General features: G+C 64.4%; 17 protein-coding genes. 8 read left to right on the top strand and 9 right to left on the bottom strand.

Annotated elements, in window-relative coordinates; translation table 11 throughout:
• The 3 genes from QCE69_RS30390 to QCE69_RS30380 all read right to left on the bottom strand — a co-directional run bounded on the left by QCE69_RS30390 (position 1) and on the right by QCE69_RS30380 (position 3230).
• A complete protein-coding gene (locus QCE69_RS30390) occupies positions 1 to 1635 on the bottom strand; it encodes an ATP-binding domain-containing protein (RefSeq protein WP_309934625.1) in 1635 nt (544 codons plus the stop codon).
• 106 nt (positions 1636 to 1741) lie between these two features.
• Positions 1742 to 2413: a glutathione S-transferase gene (locus tag QCE69_RS30385; RefSeq protein WP_309934623.1), complete on the bottom strand. Its 672-nt coding sequence runs from the start codon at positions 2411 to 2413 to the stop codon at positions 1742 to 1744.
• Positions 2414 to 2435: 22 nt separating this feature from the next.
• Positions 2436 to 3230, bottom strand: coding sequence for a methyltransferase domain-containing protein (locus QCE69_RS30380; protein WP_309934621.1), 795 nt, complete (start codon positions 3228 to 3230; stop codon positions 2436 to 2438).
• Positions 3231 to 3412: 182 nt separating this feature from the next.
• On the opposite strand from QCE69_RS30380, the gene QCE69_RS30375 reads away from it, so the two are divergent.
• Positions 3413 to 3583: a hypothetical protein gene (locus QCE69_RS30375; RefSeq protein WP_309819855.1), complete on the top strand. Its 171-nt coding sequence runs from the start codon at positions 3413 to 3415 to the stop codon at positions 3581 to 3583.
• 51 nt (positions 3584 to 3634) lie between these two features.
• Here QCE69_RS30375 and QCE69_RS30370 read toward each other — a convergent pair whose 3' ends face one another.
• From QCE69_RS30370 to QCE69_RS30360, 3 genes are all read right to left on the bottom strand, one after another.
• Entirely contained in the window at positions 3635 to 4105 is a 471-nt protein-coding gene (locus QCE69_RS30370) for a response regulator (protein WP_404986150.1), read from the bottom strand.
• Between the two features lie 296 nt (positions 4106 to 4401).
• The gene (locus tag QCE69_RS30365; protein WP_309926054.1) at positions 4402 to 5220 is read right to left on the bottom strand and encodes an AraC family transcriptional regulator; all 819 of its coding nucleotides are present in this window, start codon (positions 5218 to 5220) and stop codon (positions 4402 to 4404) included.
• A gap of 162 nt (positions 5221 to 5382) precedes the next feature.
• On the bottom strand, positions 5383 to 6126 hold the full coding sequence (locus QCE69_RS30360; protein WP_309819853.1) for a response regulator transcription factor: 744 nt from the start codon (positions 6124 to 6126) through the stop codon (positions 5383 to 5385).
• A 521-nt stretch (positions 6127 to 6647) separates the two neighbouring features.
• Between QCE69_RS30360 and QCE69_RS30355 the strand changes: the two genes are divergently transcribed.
• From QCE69_RS30355 to QCE69_RS30345, 3 genes are all read left to right on the top strand, one after another.
• The gene (locus QCE69_RS30355; protein WP_309837883.1) at positions 6648 to 7940 is read left to right on the top strand and encodes an MFS transporter; all 1293 of its coding nucleotides are present in this window, start codon (positions 6648 to 6650) and stop codon (positions 7938 to 7940) included.
• Positions 7941 to 8062: 122 nt separating this feature from the next.
• On the top strand, positions 8063 to 9535 hold the full coding sequence (locus QCE69_RS30350) for an MFS transporter (protein ID WP_309934620.1): 1473 nt from the start codon (positions 8063 to 8065) through the stop codon (positions 9533 to 9535).
• A gap of 129 nt (positions 9536 to 9664) precedes the next feature.
• A complete protein-coding gene (locus QCE69_RS30345) occupies positions 9665 to 9832 on the top strand; it encodes a hypothetical protein (protein WP_309819848.1) in 168 nt (55 codons plus the stop codon).
• 88 nt (positions 9833 to 9920) lie between these two features.
• Here QCE69_RS30345 and QCE69_RS30340 read toward each other — a convergent pair whose 3' ends face one another.
• Together QCE69_RS30340 and QCE69_RS30335 are read right to left on the bottom strand one after the other, a co-directional pair.
• The gene (locus tag QCE69_RS30340; protein ID WP_309926050.1) at positions 9921 to 10193 is read right to left on the bottom strand and encodes a hypothetical protein; all 273 of its coding nucleotides are present in this window, start codon (positions 10191 to 10193) and stop codon (positions 9921 to 9923) included.
• Between the two features lie 123 nt (positions 10194 to 10316).
• Complete coding sequence (locus tag QCE69_RS30335) at positions 10317 to 11162, bottom strand: helix-turn-helix transcriptional regulator (protein WP_309934618.1); 846 nt, start codon at positions 11160 to 11162, stop codon at positions 10317 to 10319.
• Positions 11163 to 11435: 273 nt separating this feature from the next.
• Here QCE69_RS30335 and motA point away from each other — a divergent pair, with 273 nt between their 5' ends.
• Both motA and motB read left to right on the top strand, forming a co-directional pair.
• Entirely contained in the window at positions 11436 to 12308 is an 873-nt protein-coding gene (motA, locus tag QCE69_RS30330; protein ID WP_309926047.1) for a flagellar motor stator protein MotA, read from the top strand.
• Between the two features lie 33 nt (positions 12309 to 12341).
• A complete protein-coding gene (motB, locus tag QCE69_RS30325) occupies positions 12342 to 13322 on the top strand; it encodes a flagellar motor protein MotB (protein WP_309926045.1) in 981 nt (326 codons plus the stop codon).
• 77 nt (positions 13323 to 13399) lie between these two features.
• On the opposite strand, the gene QCE69_RS30320 is transcribed toward motB, so the two are convergent.
• On the bottom strand, positions 13400 to 14731 hold the full coding sequence (locus tag QCE69_RS30320) for an Nramp family divalent metal transporter (protein WP_309935413.1): 1332 nt from the start codon (positions 14729 to 14731) through the stop codon (positions 13400 to 13402).
• A 276-nt stretch (positions 14732 to 15007) separates the two neighbouring features.
• On the opposite strand from QCE69_RS30320, the gene QCE69_RS30315 reads away from it, so the two are divergent.
• Both QCE69_RS30315 and QCE69_RS30310 read left to right on the top strand, forming a co-directional pair.
• On the top strand, positions 15008 to 15277 hold the full coding sequence (locus QCE69_RS30315; RefSeq protein ID WP_309819837.1) for a DUF4148 domain-containing protein: 270 nt from the start codon (positions 15008 to 15010) through the stop codon (positions 15275 to 15277).
• A 336-nt stretch (positions 15278 to 15613) separates the two neighbouring features.
• On the top strand, positions 15614 to 18799 hold the full coding sequence (locus QCE69_RS30310) for an efflux RND transporter permease subunit (RefSeq protein ID WP_309934617.1): 3186 nt from the start codon (positions 15614 to 15616) through the stop codon (positions 18797 to 18799).
• The last annotated feature ends 15 nt before the right edge of the window (positions 18800 to 18814 follow it).

Raw genomic sequence — 18814 nt, 5'->3', positions numbered from 1 at the left:
CTACAGCGCCTCGATGGCGCGTGCGGCGCGTTCGGAGGCCACGACGATCAGCTTCATGGTCGCGCGCGTGGCGCCGACGAAAATCTTGCGCGCGGCCTGTTCGTCGAGCGGGTCGAAGTCCACTTCGGTGAGGATCACGCACGGCGCGGACTGGCCCTTGAAGCGATAGATGGATTCGAGCAGGACGTCGCCTTCGCGATATTCCGGGTTGCCGAACAGGTCGTAGGTGCCGGTGAACGCACGCAGCCTGTGCGGACCGAGCTGCTCGACCGCCGTGAGCGCCGAGCCTTCACGGCCGCGGAACGACAGCACCGCGATGTCCTGCTTGCGGAAACCGAGCGAGAGCGCCTGCGTGATCGCACGCTTGGTGGCCTCGACGATCTCCTCGGTGTGACCGTTCTCGTAGGTGGCGATGCTGACGTCCGAACCGTCGAACGGACTGCCTGCGTCGAGCCGCACCTCGGGGCCGACGATCTTGCGAATGAAACCCAGGAGATCGCGCGGGCTGCGATAGTTGGTCGATTCGCGCAGGATGGTCCAGCCCGGCAAGGGCACCGGCTCGCGCAGATACAGGTTCTGCATCGGGTCTTCGAGCCACCACCATGCGCCGGCCGGGTTCAGCAGGCGTTCCAGCGCCTCGACCCAGGCCGCCTGGAAGTCCTGGCCTTCATCGACGATCAGCACGTCGGTCTTCCAGTGCTCCGGCACCGGCACGGCGGCGAAGCGCTCCTCGAGCGTGGCGAAGATATCGGGCTGGCTGAAGTCGGGCGGGCTGCCTGCATCGCGCGCCACCGCCGCGCTCAGTTGATGGTAATTCGCGACCTTCGCCTCTTTCGGCGCGATGGCGCGGATGTGATCGGCAAGCGGCCGGTTGAAGCAGACATAGAGCACGCTCTTGCCCTGCCCAAGCGCCTCGCGCATCACGCGCACCGCGAGCTGTGTCTTGCCCGCGCCGGCGGTCGCGATCACACGCAAGCGGAACGGTTCGAACTCGAGCCGCCGTGCCCAGGTGGCCAGCCCGCCCGAGAGCCGCGTGACGAGCGTATTGGCCGCGCCGACCAGCGCGTTGGTGTCGGGCGTGAGGGAGAGTTCGTCGGCGAGAAAGTGATGGATACGGGCCGCCGCCTCGAAGCGCGGTTCATCCGGCGGGAGGATATCCAGCACGACGCGCGCGAGTTTGTCCTTGCGGCTGGCGTCGACGATCCGCGCAGGCGGCACGCCCGCAATGGCCGCGTCCTTGATCGTGTAATCCGGGCAGTACAGCAGTTCCTCGATCCGGTAGGTGCCCGCGCCGAACGCCGCCGTGAAGCGCCGATGCAGGTTTTCCAGCGTGCGCGCCAGCTGGATGGCGACGTTGCGTTCCTTCTGCAGATAGACCTTCACGAGGCCGGCATTGGTTTCGCGCAGGAAGCCGGCCTTCTGTTCGATCATCAGCACGCGTCCGGACGGCGCCACGACGACGAAATCCGCCTCGCCGAATACCGAGAAGCCTTCGTTGACGCGCGTCCAGTGCACGCCGTGATACACCGTGTACTCGTCCGGCAGCTTTTCGAGCCGCGTCAGGGTTTCGAGCTCGCGCGCGGCCGCGCCGGTTGCTTCGAGATTCTTCCAGTCGTCAGGAACGATTCGAGCCATGCTTGCCTTTGGGTTTGCGTCCAGCGATTGACTTTGTGCGGCTCATTGTACGCAAGAGGCCGGGCGTTCCGAACCTGGCCGGATGGCTAGTTTTGGTTAGCGTCGGCTAGCTCGCGTAGTCGTAACGCCCGCCGCGTACCAGCGCGCGCTGGTACGCGGGCCGCGCATGGATCCGTTCGAGGAACGCGCGGATATGCGGCAACTGCTTGGCCCCCGCGCGCTGGCTGCCCGCTTCGAGCGGGAAGCTCATCTGCACGTCGGCGGCGCTGAAGCTATCGCCGGCAAACCAGGGCGATTTGGCGAGTTCGGCGTCGATGTAGCCGAAGTGCAGCCGCAATTGCGGATCGATGAAGCTGCTCTGCATCGTCTGCGCGATGCGCCGTGCAATCGGCCGCACGAAGAACGGCATCTTCGCGCTTTCAAGACGCCGCGCGACCAGCTTGAGCAGCAGCGGCGGCATGGCCGAGCCTTCGGCGTAGTGCATCCAGTAGGTGTAGCGCACGCGCTCGGGCGAAACGCCCGGCGGCGGCGAGAAGCGCCCTTCGCCGTAACGCTCGACCAGGTAGTCGATGATCGCGCCCGACTCCGCGAGCGTCAGGTCGCCGTCCGTCACGACCGGCGACTTGCCGAGCGGATGCACGGCGCGCAGCTCGGGCGGCGCGAGCATCGTGTGCGGATCGCGCTGGTAGCGCTTCAGCTCGTATTCGACGCCCAGTTCTTCCAGCATCCATAGGACGCGCTGCGAACGGGAGTTGTTGAGGTGGTGGACGGTCAGCATGAGTTTGAATTTTCCGTGTCGCTCACCGCACCCGCACCGTGACCCCGGAAGCATCCGGGTCCACGCGCGCGGCGATCGGCGCCGAATGACCGGCCGGCCAGGCGATGCCAAACGGCAGATCGTCGTTTCGATAGATCGTCAGGTCGTTGAAGCCGGCTAGCTTCAGTTCCTCCAGCACCGACCATTCCGAGAAGCGCCGCATCTCCAGTGTCTCGCCCGGGCCGCCATGGAACACGAGGTTGTAGAAATACTGCACGTCGCCGTTCGGCTTCGTATTCTTCAGCATCGGACCGAGGTATTCATCCTCGACGATCCGGTAATCGTGGAGATCGGAGAAATGCTCCGTCGTGAGGACGTGCTGCTCGCCCTGGTGAAAGTAAGGCACCGCGAACACGAACACGCCGCCCGGCTTGAGGAGCCTGCGCGTATTGTCGAAAGCCCGGTGCACCGGCGCGGCAACATGCTCGAACACATCCGTCGAAACGACGAAGTCGAGCGTCCCTTCCATCGCAGGATCGATCTGCGTGATGTCGAGCCGCGGTTCCTGGTGATAGAAGGTGTTGCGGTACGCAATCCGGTGCGCGATGGGACCGGCGTAGCCATGCCAGCAACTCATCCCGATGCCGACGATATCCGGCCGCGGCGGATCGATTTGCGCGATCGTCATGCTTCGCCCGAACAATTCGCGCGTCAGCACCTGCACGATCGACCTCATCCTCACGGTCGAGCCGCACGAGGTGCAGCTGGGCTCCTCGCGCGTCAGCCGCGCCTTCTCGACGCTGTTGGCCTGTCCGCAAATGTTGCAGGTGAACGCCACGCACCGGTCTGCTTCTCGAACCACCTCATGAGCATGCGACATAGTCTCGGTCTGCCGTGTCGAAGAAAGAGTGGCTCGGATTCTATCAATATCCCCGACACACCGGCCCGTGGCGCCGGTACGCATCTTGCAGGCAGCATGCCTCTACCTGTCGACAACTAGAAACAGAGAAGGAGAAAACGATGACGTTGATCATTTACCTCGTCGGATGGCTCGTGCTGATCGGCGGCGTGTCGTGGGCGCTCGTCGCGATGCACGTCTCGCAGCACACGATCATGATCGTCGCCGTCATCATGCTCGGCATTGCGATCATCACGGGCGCAACTCGGGCACGCAACCGCGACCGGTCCTGAGCGCGTAGCGGCACGCGGCGCAGCGCGCCGCGTGCGATGGCCTTCGGCGCGCTACATCACGACGCGCGCTCCGGCCGCATCCTGGATCAAGGTGACGAGTTCATCGGGATGCACGGGTTTGGTCATGAAGTGCTGAAAACCTTCGCCGATGCTGCGCAGGCGGTATTCTTCGCCATCGTGTCCCGTCAGCGCGATGGCGACGGACGGCGGCAGGTTGCCGCGTATTTCATGGTCCCGCAAACGTTGGATCAGGTAGAAACCATCCATTTCAGGAAGGTCGAGATCGCAGATCACCGCGTCGGGAAGATGCTCGATCGCCGCCTGCGCGCCGTCCTCGGCGTCGGCTACGGCGATGACTTCGGCCCCCTCCTCTTGCAACAGCATCTGCAGCGATGCCCTGCTTTCCGGATCGTCCTCGATGAGCACGATCCGCATATGCCCCAGTCTTGCTACTTCGTTCATGATGTTCTTTTCAACTGCCAAAAACGGAATTCTCGCGACGGTCTCCTTGACTCGCCGCATCGGGCGCTCCGCAAACACGCGGTGCGCCTTGTTGACACGAAAACGCGGCGGGAATTCCGAACGCACCGCTATTTGAGCCGCGCGTGCGCCGGTGCGGAACGCCTCGCGGTTTCTGCCACGCCCGGCGAATCGTCGCTGGCCGTGGCGTGCGTGTTCGAGCAAGAAGCGGACCGGTTTTCTCGAAACAAGCCGCAACCGCCCGTCTGGCGGGCCTGAGCGCCGATTACACGCAGCCGGATCCGCCCTGGAACCGCACGACCATGTAATTCAGGGACCAGTTGTACCCCGATTTCCCGTCAGACTTTTGTGTCCTGCGGCGAATCGGGGCGCATTGTGCCCGATTGCAGCAACGCGCGGTATTCGGACGGCGTGATGCCGACCGTCGCCTTGAACTGGCGCGTGAACGCGCTGTGATCCGTATAGCCGCACAACGCCGCGACGTCCGTGACCTTGTCGTCTTGTGAGACCAGCAGCGCGGTGGCGGCGTCGAGACGGGTCTTCAGCAGCACCTGCCGCGGCGTCAGGTGAAACACCTTGTGGAAATAGCGCTCCAGTTGCGCAATCGACATGTTGGCCATTTGCGCGAGTTGCCGCATGTTGAGCGGCTGGACGTAGTTCTCCTGGATGTGCCGGACCACCGCGGCAAGCCGGCTGTAGGCGGGATGCGTGCCTTCGGCAGCCTGCAGGTCGCGCGAGATGCCCGCCAGCCCGACGATCGCACCCTGGCCGTCCAGCAACGGCTGCTTGCAGGTCATGCACCAGCCCGGTTCGCGGCCCGGGTAGAGATGCAGTTCGAGCTGGTCGATGAGTTGATGCCCCTGCGCGATGATCGCCTGGTCCTGCGCGGTGTAGATGCGGCCGAAGCGGCGGGGAAACACTTCTTCGGCGGTCTTGCCGAGCAACGCCGTCTTGTTGTCCTTGTAGCCGCACCGCCGGGCGAGCGTGCGGTTGACCATCGCATAGCGCGCTTCACGGTCTTTCACGAAGAACACGATGTCCGGCATGGCGTCGAACACCGGCGCGAGCTGGGCGAAATGCCCGAGCATGTCGGCAAGCGTGGATGCCGGAGGGCGCGCGATGAAAGTCCCGCTCGATGGGGCTGCCGTGCTCGTCATGCGTCGTGGTGTCGGGGTGCAATCGGGTTGAGGTCGAATGCCGCGGGCCGGAAGCGCGAGGGATTCTGGCGCCCGATTATAAAAGCGCCCCGCCCTGAAAAAAATGCGTGCCGCCCCCACGATGCATCGCGATGCGACCCACGCTGGCTGCCACCCCCGCCGTCAGGCGGCGATCTGCGCGGCGGCGGACTCGACGCGCTCGTCGCCTCTTCCCTTGCCGTCGTCGTACAGATGAAGCAGCCGATACCCGCTCTTGTAGACCGGCTGCAGCCGAAAGTTGTTGACCGGCTCGATTTCGAGCGCGAGCCGCAGACGCGACACGTGGCTGTCGATGGTCCGCGTGGTTTCGCGGAACTCGCGTCCCCAGACCATCGCGAAGATGTGATCGCGCGACAGCACGCGGCCGATGTTCGAGAAGAACAGCTGCGCCAGCCGGAATTGCGTGCCGCTCAGCTGCACCGGCTTGCCGCGCACCGTGACGATCTGCTGGCGGGCGTCGAAGCGATACGGGCCGATTTCGAGGCAGGCGTTCGACGTGGTCGGATAGGCGCGCCGCAGCAGCGCCTCGATGCGCGCGCCGAGTTCGCCGGGACGGATGGGATAGACGACGTAATCGTCCGCGCCGGCGGTGAGCGCGCACACGACGTTGTGCTCGGCGCCGTCCGGCGTGGCGAACAGCACGGGCACGCGCTCGCCGAAGCTGGAGCGCACGGATTTGAGGAGATCCAGTCCGCACAGGCCGGTGGAATTCCAGTCGAGGATCAGCAGATCGACCGTGGAGCGCGACAGGGCTTTCGACAGCACGAGGCCGTCGCCAAAAGTCACGCAGGTATGGCCGAGTCGCTTGACGACGTCGCTGACGAGATTTCGATAACTCGGATCGGTTTGCAGAACGGCGACGCGCATGGTGTCTTACCTGATGAGTCCAAGGGACATGGAGCGGATGCGCGGCTAAAGGCATCCGCCGGGCGTCTCGTCGAAGGGATGAGACGGGCGCTTCGAACTCGGCATTCTGGGCAAGCACGCGCCGCTTTCCCATCGGACTCGTCTGAATTGTCAATGCATGTGTCCGGGCATGAGGACAATCTCGTGCCGTCTTATGCGCGCAACCCCTGCAAAAAATAGAACGGCATTTCGTTTTTTCAGCCGCTTGCATCCTGTAACATCGCGCGTCTGGCTTTTCAGTCCCCGCTTACGCCGTTTTACCGAGACGTCGCGTAGCAAGCTGCGCCGCGGCTCTCCGCCGCTTCCCGCAGCGCGGATGGACGGGTGGCGGCTCTCGACTCCGCACCTGTCCGGTCATCGGCGTCTTCCACACCCGGATCCGCCGCGCGCCCATCCGGCGCACCCGACCCTTCCCGCATCGGGCACAGCCTCGCCCTGCCCGCGCGTCACGCGTGGTCTTTTCACTCACGGGTTTTCTTTCGATGCAGGCAACACCTCTGTCCGACGCCCCGCGCGCGGCCAGCCGCGCCCTCACGCGCGGCGACTACAAGACGCTCACGCTCGCCGCGCTCGGCGGCGCGCTCGAGTTCTACGACTTCATCATTTTCGTGTTCTTCGCACCGGTCATCGGCCAGCTGTTCTTCCCGCCGGCCATTCCTGACTGGCTGCGCCAATTGCAGACTTTCGGCATCTTCGCGGCGGGTTATCTGGCGCGTCCGCTGGGCGGGATCATCATGGCGCACTTCGGCGACCTGCTCGGACGCAAGCGCATGTTCACGCTCTCCGTGCTGCTCATGTCGGTGCCGACCCTGCTGATGGGCCTGCTGCCCACGTATGCGTCGATCGGCCTGATGGCGCCCGTGCTGCTGCTCCTGTTCCGCGTGATGCAGGGCGCGGCGGTCGGCGGCGAAGTGCCGGGCGCGTGGGTGTTCGTGTCGGAACACGTGCCGGCGCGGCATATCGGCTATGCATGCGGCACGCTGACGGCAGGCCTCACGGCGGGCATCCTGCTCGGCTCGCTGATCGCGACCGGCATCAACAAGGCGTTCACGCCCGCCGACGTCGCCGCTTTCGGCTGGCGCCTGCCGTTCCTGCTGGGCGGCGTGTTCGGGCTGTGCTCGGTCTATCTGCGCCGCTGGCTGCACGAAACGCCCGTCTTCGCCGAACTCAAGCTGCGCAAGTCGCTCGCGGCGGAACTGCCGCTCAAGGCCGTGCTGCGCGACCACGGCCGCGCCGTGATCGTCTCGATGCTGCTCACGTGGATGCTGTCGGCGGCGATCGTCGTCGTGATCCTGATGACGCCGACGCTGCTGCAGAAGCAGTTCCACCTCGCCCCGGCGACGGTCCTGGTGGCGAACTGCGCCGCGACGCTGTTCCTGACGATCGGCTGCGTGCTGGCCGGCGCGATCGCGGGCCGGATCGGCGCGGGCAAGACCATCTTCATCGGTGGCCTGGCGCTGGCGGTGTCGTACTGGATGCTGTTCCGCGAAGTCGCCGTCGATGCCTCCGCGCTCCTGCCGTGGTATTCGGTCGCGGGCTTTTTCGTCGGCGTGATTGGCGCGATTCCGTTCGTGATGGTCAAGTCGTTCCCCGCCGCCGTGCGTTTCTCGGGCATTTCGTTCTCGTACAACGTCGCGTACGCGGTGTTCGGCGGACTGACGCCCATCGTCGTTTCGCTGTTCATGAAGTCGAGCCCGCTCGCGCCGGTGTGGTATGTCGCCGCGCTGTGCGTGGTGGGCGCGCTGACGACGCTGTTCATCAAGCACGCCCGTTAAGTTCGGGTTTCACTCGAGAAAAATGGCGCACCTGCTGATGCAGTGCGCCATTTTTTTTGATCCGATGTCCGGATCTCACGTTTCAGGCCAGCCCGAAACATCGAACGCGCGACGCGCCTACGATGGTCGGCATGAACTCGAACCTTTCCTCCTCCGCGCATCTTTCCGGGCGGCAGAAGCTCGTCGTGACCGCGACCAGCGTCGGCTTTGTCGTGTCCCAGCTGGATGTGTCCATCGTCAATGTCGCGCTGGCGAGCATCGGCCGCGATCTGGGCGCGAGCGTCGCGAGCCTGCAATGGACCGTCGACAGCTATGCGCTCGCGTTTTCCGCGCTGATGCTCTCGGCCGGGTCGCTCGGCGACCGCTTCGGCGCGCGGCGCATGTTTCTCGGCGGACTGCTGCTGTTCGGGCTGGCATCGCTTGCGTGCGCCTTTTCAACCGATGCGCCGCAGCTGATCGCCGCCCGCGCGGCGCAGGGCGTCGGCGCTGCCGCGATGTTGCCTAACTCGCTCGCCCTGCTCAACGCGGCGTGCGGCCACGATCAGCGGCTGCGCGCTCGCGCTGTCGGGCTCTGGACGGCGGCGGGCGCGGTGTCGATTGCGTCGGGGCCGATCGTCGGCGGCCTGCTGATCGCGGCCTTCGGCTGGCGCAGCATCTTCTGGGTGAATCTGCCGGTCTGCGCGGCGGGTATCGTGGCGACGTTGCTGTGGGTGCGGGCCGCGCAACCAAAGAATGCGCATGACGCCCGCGGTCTCGACCTGCTGGGTCAGGCGCTCGCGATCGTGGCGCTGGCGGCGCTGGTGGGCGCGGTGATCGAATGGCGGCCGCTCGGGATCGCTCATCCGCTCGTGTGGGGAGGATTTTTGCTCGCGCTGGCGGCGGGTGGCGGTTTCATCGCGACTGAACGAAGAAGCGCGTCGCCGATGCTGCCGCTCTCGCTGTTCGCCGAGCGCACCTTCAGCGCGGCGGTCTTGTTCGGTATCGGAGTGAATCTCACCTACTATGGAACGGTGTTCATTCTGAGCCTGTACCTGCAACGCGTGCTCGGCCATACACCGCTGCAAACGGGCCTGGCGTTCCTGCCGCTGACGGGCGGGTTCCTCATCTCGAACCTGGCGAGCGGACCCGTGGTGGCGCGTTTGGGCTCGCGCGGTCCGATGATCGCGGGCGCGCTGCTCGACGCCGCCGGTTTCGCCGCACTCTGTTTCGTCGATGCGCACACGCCCACGGCCGCCCTGCTATTGCCGTTCCTGCTGATTCCGTCCGGCATGGGGCTCGCGGTGCCCGCGATGACGACCGCCTTGCTCGGCACCGTCGGCCAGCAGCGCGCGGGGACGGCGTCCGCGGTGCTCAACACGGCGCGCCAGGCGGCGGGAGCGATCGGGGTCGCGGCGTTCGGCGCGCTCGCGGGTCATGGGGACGGCGCGGCGGGCGCGGCGCATATCGTCGATGCCGTGCGCTGGTCGGCCGGAATTTCCGTCGCGCTCCTGCTGGGCACGGCGTTGGTTGCGCGTCAGATCAGCAATCCGGCGCAGACGAACAAGGATCGCCCGTCAGACTGCGTGCGCAACGCGCTTTCGGAGAATGTTAACTAAATGCAGCAATTTGACGCGTGTCAGTCAGCGGGTACGCCTGTTGCAACGATCAAGCGAGACGCCCGGGGCAGACCGGATCGAAGCAAGCTGCCTCGGAGCCTGAAGCCATCCAACCTCAAGGAGAAGCTGATGTCGACGCTGCCCCGTTCCCCTGAAGAGCCGTACGAACCGGATCCCGACGAATTGTTCGATCCCGATGCGGCGCCGAACCCCGACGATCCGGACATGCCTGACGGCCCGGATTCCGCCACGCCGATGGTGCCCGCCGATCCGAAAAACGGCGAACCGCGCCTGTAGCGCCGGACGTTTCCGCCTGACCAGACAATGCCCGCGCGGCTCGAAGAACCGCGCGGGCACGTTTGTGTGAAGCCGGCTGCCGCGAAGCCTACAGGCTCGTGGTCTGCACGGCGCCGGTTTCCAGTGCGCGCTCGATGAGCGCTTCCTGCTGCGCCTTGCGAACGGCATCGGCCACGAGCGACGCGGGCGCTTCCACTTCCGCCTTGATCGTGCTGATGATGCCTTCCGCTTCGACGATCACCAGTGACTCCGCCGAATCTGCGCGGCTGATGATGACGCGCGGCGGGCCGCCGCCGTCCGCAATGCTTGCGCAGAACTGCATGCTTTGCCCGCCGATCACTTGCTCGAATGTTTGAATCATCGCTATCTTCCGCGTTGGTTGGACAAAAGCTCACCAGGCTCGGAATATCCGGCCTGCCTTCCTGATTGATCCGCCTGCCCGCACGAGGTTCCATTCTGTAAGCCCGTGCGCGCTGGCGCAAGTTCAGCATCGTGCCTCGGCGAGCCGGCCGAGGATAGCGGCGGTGACGTCGTCGGCGGGAAACAGGGCTTCGATCGCCAGCTCGGACAAGGTAATGTCGACCGGCGTGCCGAACACCGTGGTCGTGCTGAAGAACGAAAGCATGCCATGCGGCGTGCGCAGGCGCAGCGGCACGACCACCGGATCGGGCTCGTGACGCCTGGACGGCGGCGCGTGGGCGTGCGCGGGCGCGGGATACGCCTCCAGTTCGGCGTGCAGTGCGAGCAGCACTGGATCGCCCGACACCTCCACCTGCCGATGCAGCCGCGCGAGCAGATGCGCGCGCCACTCGTGCCAGTTGTCGATGACGCCGGCGAGTCCGCGCGGATGCATCGAGAGGCGCAGCGCGTTGACGGGCGGCGCCAGCAACGCGGCATCGGCGGACACGATCAGCGGCGGCAGCGCCGCGTTGGCCGCGACAATGTTCCAGTGGCGGTCGATGGCAAGTGCCGGAAACGGCTCATGACCTTTCAGGACCAGTTCGACGGCGCGGCGCGCGCTGGCCATATGCGGATCGGCCAGGGCGCGCTCCCGATACAGCGGCGCGTAGCCTGCCGCCATCAGCAGCGTATTGCGCTCGCGCAGTGGCACATCGAGCTGTTCGGCGAGGCGCATCACCATTTCCCGGCTCGGCAGCGCGCGCCCCGATTCGACGAAGCTCAGGTGCCGCGTCGAGACATCGGCCTCGCCGGCCAGATCGAGCTGGCTCATGCGTCTTCGCTGACGCCATTCGCGCAGCAGCGCGCCGACGGTCGCGTCCGGGGCGGAGGACGCCGGATCAGCAAGGGCGTGGACGAGAGTCGAGTTCATGCGGACGATCTTAGTCGAACCGGATGCGCCCGTTCCATTACCTGCCACGTCATCACAGCGCGACTGCCTTGCGTCCGCGGCGCCGATCGGCCGGAACGTAACATTTACGACGCAAACATTTGCGCAGAAAAACTTGCTCCGGACACCCTTCATTTCCCGTTCTTACCGGCCGTTAAGAGCCTGAACAAGCGAACAATGCGTCGCGAGCCGTGCGCGTCTTTTCTTCAAGCAAGCACGCACGGCCCGCGGCGCGCGGAAAACTGCGGAGAAATCATGTTTGTCATCATCGGATGGGTGGTGGTCATCGGCTCGGTGATCGGCAGCTTCATCGGCGTCGGCGGCCACCTGGCCGCGCTCGTGCAGCCGTTCGAGCTGCTGTGCATTTTCGGGGCGGCGATCGGCGCATTTGTCGTGTCGAATCCAACCGCGACGCTCAAGAAGACCCTGCAATCCATCCCGAAGGCGTTCAAGGGCGGCGGCTATACCAAAGAGAAGTACGTCGCGCTGATCGCGCTGCTGTACGAACTGCTTCAGAAGGCGCGCAAGGAAGGCATGATGGCGCTCGAAGCCGATGTCGACGCGCCCGAATCCAGCCCGCTGTTTCAGAAGTACGAGCACGTGATGGCCGATCATCATCTGCTCGACTTCATCGTCGACTATCTGCGCATGATGTCGGCGGGCAATGTCAACGCGCTCGAGATGCAGGACCTGATGGACGAGGAACTCGAGACGCATCACACCGAGAGCTCGGTCGCGGCCAACGCGATCCAGAAGATGGCCGATGGCCTGCCTGCGTTCGGTATCGTCGCCGCCGTGATGGGCGTGGTGCACACGATGGGTTCGGTGGGCGCCGCGCCCGCCATCCTCGGCGAGATGATCGCGGGCGCGCTGGTCGGCACGTTCCTCGGCATTCTGCTGGCTTACGGCTTCATCGGCCCGCTCGCCGATCTGCTCAATGCAAAGGGCGCTGCGGAAGCGAAACCGTTCCAGTGCGTGAAGTCGGTACTGCTTGCTTCGATGAACGGCTACGCGCCGACTATTGCGGTGGAATTCGGCCGCAAGGTGCTGTTCACGGCGGACCGCCCGAGCTTCAAGGAACTGGACGACGCGGTGCGCGCGACCAAGATGCCGAAAGCGGCTTCCTGACCTGCACGCGCACGCAAGAAGGAAATCACTCTCATGGCTGAGAAACCGTCACGCGATCCGCTGCAATCCGTACTTGCGCCCACCGTGGTCGTGAAACGCAAGAAGAAGGCGCACGGACATGGCCATCACGGCGGCGCGTGGAAGATCGCCTACGCCGACTTCGTCACCGCGATGATGGCGTTCTTCCTGTTGATGTGGCTGCTCGGGTCCACGTCGAAGTACGACAAGGAAGGCATCGAGCAGTATTTCAACACGCCGTTGTCGGCGTTGTTCGGCAACGATGGCGGTGCGTCCACGCATACGAGCGTGATTACCGGCGGCGGTCAGGATCTGTCGAGCACGCGTCCCGGCGAAGGCAAGAAGAGCCAGACGCAGCCGGTGCCGCAGACCATCGCGCGCGCCGCTGTTGCGATGGAGGATTTGCAGAAGCTTCAGCAACTGAAGCAGAAGCTGACTGCCTTGATCGAACAGACGCCGGCGCTGCGTGCGTTCAAGGATCAGATCCGGATCGCGATCACGAGCGAAGGCTTGCGTATCGAGATCGTGGACTCGCTCAATCGGCCGATGTTCGCTTCCGGCAGTTTCAGGCTCGAAGGTTATGTGACCACGATTCTGACCAACATCGGGGCTTCGCTGAACGATGTGGAGAACCGCGTGTCGATCGCGGGACATACGGATGCGGTGCCCTATTCCGGTGGTCAGGCCGGGTATTCGAACTGGGAATTGTCGAGTGAGCGCGCGAATGCGGCGCGGCGCGCGCTGGTGGCCGGGGGGATGAAGGAAAGCAAGGTGCTGCAGGTGCGCGGGCTGGCTGACGTGCTGCCGCTGAACAAGGATGTGGTTGATGAGCCGACTAATCGGCGGATCAGTATTCTCGTTCTTAACAAGGCCGCGGAGCAGGCGTTCTTCAAGGATGGTGGGAGGACGACGGTCGATCAAGGGCAACCGGTGGAGGCTGCGATTCCGGCTGCGGTGGCGGCGAAGTCGAATGGGACGGTGAGTGTGGTGAAGTAGCATTGCGACCAATCGGGCCCGCGGAGGAAACACGAGTTCGGATCGTGCTTCACGTCGCGGGCTCTTGACCCGACGTCTCACCCCACCCACTCCCCCACCGTCTGCACCACAAGCCAAGCATTCGCGGCACTGATCACCACAAACAACCCCCACGCGGCCACCTTCATCCAACTCGCGTTGACGAACTCCCCCATGAGCCTCCGATCGCTGGTCATCCGGATAAGCGGATACAAGGCAAACGGCAACTGCAAACTCAACACCACCTGACTCCCCACCAGCAATTTCCCCACCGCCCCATTCCCGAGCCAATAAACCCCGATCAGCGCAGGGATCAACGCCAGCGCCCGGGTAATGAACCGTCTCTGATAACAGGGAATCTTGAACCTCAAGAACCCTTCCATGATGACCTGCCCGGCAATCGTCCCGGTGAACGTCGAACTCTGCCCGGACGCGAACAGCGTCACCGCGAACAAGACCGCCGCCAGCCCCGTCCCCACGATCGGCGCAAGCAGCTTATAAGCGTCCTCGATCTCGGTCACCTGCGTATGCCCGGTCGCATGAAACGCCGACGCCGCCAGGATCAGGATCGCCGCGTTGATCATCAGCGCGAGAATCAGCGACACGATGGTATCCAGCCGTGAAAGCGTGATCGCAGACCGAAGACTTGTCCGGTCACGCTCCACCACCCGCGTCTGCACGATGGACGAATGCAGATAAAGGTTATGCGGCATCACAGTCGCGCCAAGAATCCCGATGGCGAGATAAAGCGGCTCCCGCTGGCTCAATGCATGGATCGAAGGCACGAGCCCGGCCGCCACCGAAGGCCAGTGCGGCTTCACGAGCACGAGCTCCACCACATAACCGATCCCGATCGTCGCAATGAGCCCGAGCATGATGGCTTCGAGATCGCGAAAGTTCTTGCCCTTCAATCCGAGCACGATGAGCGTATCGAACGCTGTCAGCACGACGCCCCAGATCAGCGACACGCCGAAGAGCAAATGAAACGCGAGCGCACCACCCAGCACTTCGGCCAGATCACACGCAATGATCGACAGCTCGGCCAGCACCCACTGCGCATTCGCTACCGGCTTCTCATAGCGTTCGCGCGACAACTGCGCAAGATCCTTCCCCGTGACGATGCCGAGCCGCATGGCAAGACATTGCAGCACCATCGCCGCGAGACTGGACAGCACCACGACGAACAGCAGCCCATAGCCATAGCGCGAGCCGGCTTCGATATCCGTCGCCCAGTTTCCCGGATCCATGTAGCCGATGGAAATGAGCAAGCCGGGTCCCGCGAATTGCAGCAGCTTCTTCCAGAGCGGCGCGCCGGATGCAACGGCCACGGAGCCTTTGACTTCGGAAGGACAGAACGGCGCGGTGGCCGTAGTCGGCAGATTGAACGGCAATTTATCGATCCCCACTGCGATGCTTGATTGAACCCGGCGCGAGCAGCACGTTCGCCCAAGCCGGCGAGTCTATCACCGGCCTCCAACCTTTACAGACCACTTCCCTGCTGCCTTCAACACCCCTTTACCGGCAATCCGACACGCGCTCCAATCTGACGAAAGCGTCATTTGAACGCCAGCATGTCGTCACCACCCGAAACATAGAATGAGCCCGTGGCCGTGCATGACTTGCAGGCATGCGCCGCATTCATCGTCACCACGTTCGAGGAGTCCCTCATGAAACTGATCACCCGCTTCGCGATCGTCGCACTCGCCGCCACTCCACTCGCCGCGCTGGCACAAACCGATGGTCTGACGCGCGCCCAGGTCAAACAGGACCTGCAACGCGTCGAGCAGGCAGGCTACAACCCGTCCGAACGCGACGCCTTCTACCCCGATAACATCCAGGCCGCCGAAGCCAAGGTGCAGTCGTCGAGCGCTTACGGCGCATCGACCGATGGTTCCTCCGCCGCCGGACAACCCGCCATGCAGCAACCCGCACAGTAACCAGCAAGCCCACGCTTCATTCCGTCGAGACCCCCGCGCGGTTCCCTTCCTCTGCGAGCGTTTCCGCGCCGTCTCGCCGCTCGTCCGCTGCCGGAGATGACCAGCGCCAACGCCGTTGTATTCCCCGACACGCAAGCGATGAACGCGCCCTTTCAAGCGCTTGCTTTCAAATCGCCTAATCTGACATACGCGCCATATTCACGCCACATTGTCGTTGGCGCGCGGCCACTACCATAGCGTCACGGCAGATCTTCGCCCGCCTCGTCCGTCATTGCGTCCCGCGCGCCGCATGCAAGCTCGCCGCCGCGCCCTTTCCAAGCTCTTCCGAACGACTCAATGTGGATAGTCAACGTTGCGCTGAAGCGGCCCTACACGTTCATCGTGATGGCCATCATGATCCTGCTGGCGACGCCCTTCGTCCTCTTGACGACGCCGGTAGACGTACTCCCTGAAATCGACATCCCTGTCGTCAGCATCATCTGGAATTACACCGGCCTTTCCGCGCAGGACATGGCCAACCGCATCACGTCAGTCAACGAGCGCAGCTTGACGACCACCGTGAACAACATCGAGCACATTGAATCGCAGTCGCTGCAAGGCATCGCGATCATCAAGCTCTTCCTGCAACCCACGGCGAACATCCAGACCGCGATTGCACAGACCGTCGCGGTCGAGCAGGCGCAGTTGAAGCAGATGCCGCCCGGCGCCACGCCGCCGCTCGTCATCAGCTATTCGGCGTCAAGCATTCCGGTGATCCAGCTCGGTCTCTCCAGCCCGAAGCAATCGGAACAGGACCTGAACGACACCGCGCTCAACTTCCTGCGTCCGCAGCTCGTGACGATTCCCGGCGCCGCCGTGCCCTATCCGTACGGCGGCAAGAGCCGCGTGATCTCCGTCGATCTCGACACGCGCGCGCTGCTCGCCAAGGGCCTCACGCCCACCGACGTCGTGCAGGCCGTGAACGCCCAGAACCTGATCCTGCCGACCGGCACCGCAAAGATCGGGCCGAAGGAATACACGATCAACATGAACGGCTCGCCTGCCACCGTCGCGGGCCTGAACGACATTCCCGTGCGCACCATCAACGGCGCGACCACCTATCTGCGCGAAGTCGCGCACGTGCGTGACGGCTTCACGCCGCAGACCAACATCGTGCGGCAGGACGGCCATCGCGGCGTGTTGATCTCGGTGCTGACGAACGGCCACTCGTCGACGCTGTCCATCGTCAACACGCTGAAGGACCTGTTGCCGCAAGCGCGCGCCTCGCTGCCGCCCGATCTCAAGATCAGCGCGTTGTTCGACCAGTCCGTCTTCGTCAAGGCGGCCGTGCAGGGCGTGGTGCGTGAAGCGCTGATCGCCGCCGCGCTCACGGCCGCGATGATCCTGCTGTTCCTCGGCAACTGGCGCAGCACCTGCATCATCGCGATCTCGATTCCGCTGTCCATCCTCTCCTCGCTGATCGTGCTGCACGCGCTCGGGCAGACCATCAACATCATGACGCTCGGCGGCCTCGCGCTCGCGGTCGGCATCCTGGTGGACGACGCCACGGTGACCATCGAGAACATCGAGCGCCATCTGCACATGGGCACCGACCTGCACGAAGCGATTCTCGAAGGCGCCGGCGAGATCGCCGTGCCCGCGCTCGTCTCGACGCTCTGCATCTGCATCGTGTTCGTGCCGATGTTCTTCCTGACCGGCGTCGCGAAGTTCCTGTTCGTGCCGCTGGCGGAAGCGGTCGTGTTCGCGATGATCGCGTCGTATATCCTCTCGCGCACGCTGGTCCCGACGCTCGCGATGCTGCTGATGGGCCACGCGCACGCACCGGATGCGCACGCCCGGCCCAATGTCTTCATGCGGCTGCATCGGCGTTTCGACCACGGCTTCGAGCGCATGCGCGCGGCGTACATCGTGATTCTTTCGACGCTGCTGGTACGCCGGCGCCTGTTCGGCTCGCTGTTCCTGGGCTTCTGCGTGATCTCCACGGGCCTCGTGTTCATCCTGGGCGAAGACTTCTTCCCGAGCGTCGATGCCGGCGACATCCGCATGCACATGCGCGCGCCGACCGGCACACGCATCGAGGAAACCGCGCGTCTCGCCGACCAGGTCGAAAACGTCGTGCGTCAAGTGGTGCCGCAGCATGAACTCTCGACGATCCTCGACAACCTCGGGCTGCCCTACAGCGGCATCAACCTGTCCTACAGCAACGCGGGCACGATCGGCACGCTGGACGGCGAGATCCAGGTCGCGCTCACCGCCGATCACGCGCCCACGCAGACCTACATCGACGAACTGCGCGCGCGGCTGCCGCGCCTGTTCCCGGGCGTCGAGTTCTTCTTCCAGCCGGCCGACATCGTCACGCAGATCCTGAACTTCGGCCTGCCCGCCGCCATCGACGTGCAGATCCAGGGGCAAAACGGCCAGGCAAACTTCGAAGCCGCGAGCAAGCTGATGAAGCAGATCCGCATGATTCCCGGCAACGTCGATACGCATATCCAGCAAAAGCTGGACGAGCCCGTCATCGACCTGCAAATGGACCGCACGCGTCTGCAACAGCTCAATCTCAATGCGAACAACGTCGCGCAGAACGTGCTCGTGTCGCTGTCGGGCAGCTCGCAGACCGCGCCGGGTTTCTGGTTCAATCCGCGCAACGGCGTCGAGTACAACCTCGCGGTGCAGACGCCGCAGTATCAGGTCTCGTCGATCGACGAACTGCTGCGCACGCCGGTCTCGGCCTCGCTCAACGGGCCCACGCAGCTGCTCGGCAATCTCGTGCGCATCGCGCCGCAAAGCCAGTTCGCGGTGGTCACGCACTACAACATCCGGCCCGTCATCGACCTGTTCGTGAGCGTCGAGGGCCGCGATCTCGGCGGCGTCGCGCGCCAGGTCAATCATCTCGTCGACGAAGCCCGCAAGACGCTTCCGCGCGGCAGCCAGATCGTCGTGCGCGGCCAGGTCGAGACGATGCGCACGTCGTTCTTCGGGCTCGGCATCGGCGTCGCGATGGCCATCGTGCTCGTGTATCTGCTGATCGTCGTGAACTTCCAGTCGTGGATCGATCCGCTCATCATCGTGAGCGCGCTGCCCGCCGCGCTCGCGGGCATCGTCTGGATGCTCTTTCTCACCGGCACGCATCTCTCCGTGCCCGCGCTCACCGGCGCGATCATGACGATGGGCGTCGCCACCGCCAACAGCATCCTGATGGTGTCCTTCGCGCGGCAACGGCTGAACGCCGGCATGCCGCCGCTGACCGCCGCGCTCGAAGCAGGCGCAAGCCGCATCCGCCCGGTGCTGATGACCGCCTTCGCGATGATCATCGGCATGATCCCGATGGCGCTCGGCCTCGGCGAAGGCGCCGAACAGAACGCGCCGCTCGGCCGCGCGGTGATTGGCGGGCTGCTGTTCGCAACCGTTTCCACGCTCTTCTTCGTGCCGCTCATCTTCGCGGGCATCCATGCAAGGCTCGCGCGCCGCGCCGCGCGCAAGACGCCTTCGCAGCGCGACGCCGCAAGCGGACAACATTGATATCGATATAGACCC

It is taken from the genome of Caballeronia sp. LZ032, assembly GCF_031451315.1.
Classification (GTDB): domain Bacteria; phylum Pseudomonadota; class Gammaproteobacteria; order Burkholderiales; family Burkholderiaceae; genus Caballeronia.
The sequence above is the reverse complement of the archived record's forward strand: the minus strand, read 5'-3'. Positions and strand labels throughout refer to the sequence as shown.